The organism is Mesorhizobium sp. M7A.F.Ca.CA.001.10.2.1 (genome assembly GCF_003998575.1).
Taxonomy (GTDB): Bacteria; Pseudomonadota; Alphaproteobacteria; order Rhizobiales; family Rhizobiaceae; genus Mesorhizobium.
The window spans coordinates 1-2,908 of the sequence record NZ_RZQY01000723.1; the positions used below are offsets into that span (position 1 = coordinate 1).

Consider the following 2,908-nt stretch of genomic DNA (forward strand, 5'->3'; position numbering starts at 1 on the left):
GAACCGATGCACCGAAGGCTGACCTGGCGCGGCGGGCAAGCGCCAGCATTTCCAGGTTGCGTGCGATGATGAGATCCGGTTTTGGCATACCGCCAAGCTTCGAGCCTATCGAAACGGCTGCTTTGGCGACGGCCGCGAGGCGTTGGCCGAATCGCCCGTCACGCGTCGCGCCGAGGTCGATCGGCCGCAGTCCCTCGATATCCGCAATCGGATTCGCGGTGCGACGGAAGCCGGCCAAAGTGACCTGGGCCCCACCTGCCCTGAGCATCGTGATCCGCCGGCGCACCGCCGGGTCGGAAACGTCGTGCACAAGGTACAAGACATGCAGCATAAAAACTCGACCGCTGTTGGCCCACCCGAGGGAATGCTAGTACAGGTCTTGCTGCATCGCAACATTTTTGGTGCGGCGGTCCACGTTTTCTGTTGCACTGCAAAATTATTGCCGTAGTTTGTGGTCGGCGGCGGTCGTGGATTTTCGGGCTCGGAAATCAACGTAAAAAATCAGGAATCCTGAATTTGGAAGCCAATGCATTCGATCCGCCAGAAGGCTCCTTGCGCAAATCGGTTGGGCGCGGCGCGGTTGTCACGGCCATGGCGCAATCGGTGCGGGTCGCGACACAGATCCTGTCCGTTATCGTCTTGTCGCGGTTGTTGTCGCCACAGGATTTCGGCGTCGTGGCGATGTGCGCGCCGGTGCTTGCCTTTATCGCCCTGTTCCAGGATTTCGGCCTGACCCAGGCGACGATCCAGAAGTCGGGCATCCGGCATGAGGAGGTGAACTACCTCTTCTGGATCAATGTCGCGGTCAGCGCGATCCTGGCTTGCGTGCTTGCGGGTGCGGCGCCGCTGGTTGCCGCCTTCTACGGCGAGCCGCGCGTGACGGGCCTGGTGGCTGCGTTCGGGCTGCAGATCATGGCCTATGGGCTGGGCGCCCAGCATCTGGCGCTCTTGACACGCCGCATGCAGTTCGGCCGGCTGGCCGTCATCGACGTCGCCAGCGCCATTGCCGGGCTTGCGGTGTCGATCGCCTGGACCTTTATCGATCGCTCCTATTGGGCCCTGTTTGCCGGCACGCTGACCGGTGCCGTTTTGCCGACGCTCTGCTATTGGGCGAGCTCGCGCTGGCGTCCGGGCCTGCCGCGCAAGGTCGCCGGCATCGGCGAGCTGATCAATTTCGGCGCCGGCATCACCGGCTTCAACTTCGCCAATTTCTTTGCCCGCAACCTCGACAATGTGCTGATCGGCAAATATTGGGGCGAGGCGCAACTCGGCCTCTATGACCGCGCCTACAAGCTGCTTCTGTTTCCGCTGAGCCAGATCACCAACCCGCTGTCGAAGGTGATGGTTCCGGCGCTTTCGAGGCTGAAGGATGAGCCGGATCGCTACCGCAGCGCCTACCTGCGCGTCATGCCGCTGATCCTGCTGGTGGCGCTTCCCGGCGTCGCCTTCGCCACGGCGATGTCGGATGTGCTGATCCCCTTCGTGCTCGGCGAGCAATGGCGCGCAAGCGCCTCGATTTTCCTGGCGCTCGGCTTTGCCGGGCTGCTGCAGCCGCTCAACAATCCGGCGGGGTGGCTTTTCGTCAGCCAGGGCCGCTCCGGCGATTTCATGCGCTGGGGCATCATAACGGCCGTGACGTCGGTGCTGGCCTTCATGCTCGGCCTGCCCTATGGCGCGCTGGGCGTGGCGATCGCCTATGCGATCAGCGAATATCTGCGGACGCCGTTCCTGTGGCTCTATGTCGGCAAGAGCGGGCCGCTTCAGGCGCACCATGTACTTCGCGCGGCAACGCCGTTCGTGCTTGGCGCCCATCTGGCACTGGCCGGCATCTGGTTCATCAAGCCAGCGCTGCCGCAGCAGCATGTCGTCGCCCTGGCCAGCGGCGCCGTGCTCGCCTACCTCATCACCATCGTCATCGCACTGGCATTCGCCTCCGGCCGCGAAGCCTTGCGCGAGGCCCTCAAGATGCTGCCGGCAAGGCTGCCTGCGGCGGCGGCGCGCGAAGCGCAATAATTTGGGCGTCTTCGACTGCTACGGACATCTCCTCCAGGACCAGGTCTGAACCATGCACTACCGATCGATCTCCGATATGAACGACGCCATTGTCAGGGGCCTGCACCGGCTGCCACGCGACATCGACCTGGTGGTCGGTGTGCCGAGAAGCGGCGTTTTGGCAGCGACGCTGGTCAGCCTTGCCGCGAACATCCCGATGACCGATCTCGACAGCTTCCTGGAAGGGCGTATCTATACGTCTGGCGTCACCAAGCGCCGTGCCGCTCTCGACCGCAAGGTTTCCGAGATGCGCAAGGTGCTGGTGATCGACGACAGCGTCGCTGGCGGCAACGCCATGCGTGACGCACGCGCCCGCATCCAGGCTGCGGGCATCAAGGCGGAGTTCACCTTTGCCGCCGTGTTCGGCCTTGAGCCCCAGCACCAGGAAACCGACCTCGTCTTCGAAGTCGTGCCGCATCCGCGCATGTTCCAGTGGAACTTCATGCATCACAAATTCCTGGCGCAATGCTGCGTCGACATTGACGGCGTGCTGTGCCTCGATCCGACAGAGGCGGAAAACGACGACGGCCCGGCCTATGAAAAATTCCTCAGCGAAGCGCGGCCGCTCCATGTCGCGACCCACAGGATCGGCTGGCTGGTCACCAGCCGACTGGAGAAATACCGCGCGCTCACCGAGGCATGGCTCGCCAAGCATGAGATCAAATACGACCAGTTGATCATGCTCGACCTGCCGAGCAAGGCGGAACGGCAACGGCTCGGCGCGCATGGCAGTTTCAAGGCGGATTTCTACCGCAAGTCCGATGCCATCCTGTTCATCGAGAGCGAGCACGAACAGGCGCTGAGGATCACCGAACTGTCAGGCAAGCCGGTGCTGTGCGTCGAAACGCATATGGTC

The 2,908-nt window shown here is 63.0% G+C and carries 2 protein-coding genes and 1 pseudogene; 2 read left to right on the plus strand and 1 reads right to left on the minus strand.

Going from position 1 to position 2,908, the window contains the following annotated elements; all coding sequences use genetic code 11:
- Positions 1-331 (minus strand): annotated as a pseudogene (locus tag EN964_RS30650) (glycosyl transferase family 1); the annotation flags it as partial.
- A 185-nt stretch (positions 332-516) separates the two neighbouring features.
- Between EN964_RS30650 and EN964_RS30655 the strand changes: the two are divergent.
- Positions 517-2,013, plus strand: coding sequence for a lipopolysaccharide biosynthesis protein (locus tag EN964_RS30655; RefSeq protein WP_127267652.1), 1,497 nt, complete (start codon positions 517-519; stop codon positions 2,011-2,013).
- Positions 2,014-2,065: 52 nt separating this feature from the next.
- Positions 2,066-2,908, plus strand: an 843-nt coding sequence (locus EN964_RS30660; RefSeq protein ID WP_127277149.1) for a phosphoribosyltransferase family protein, incomplete at its 3' end; no start/stop codon positions are given.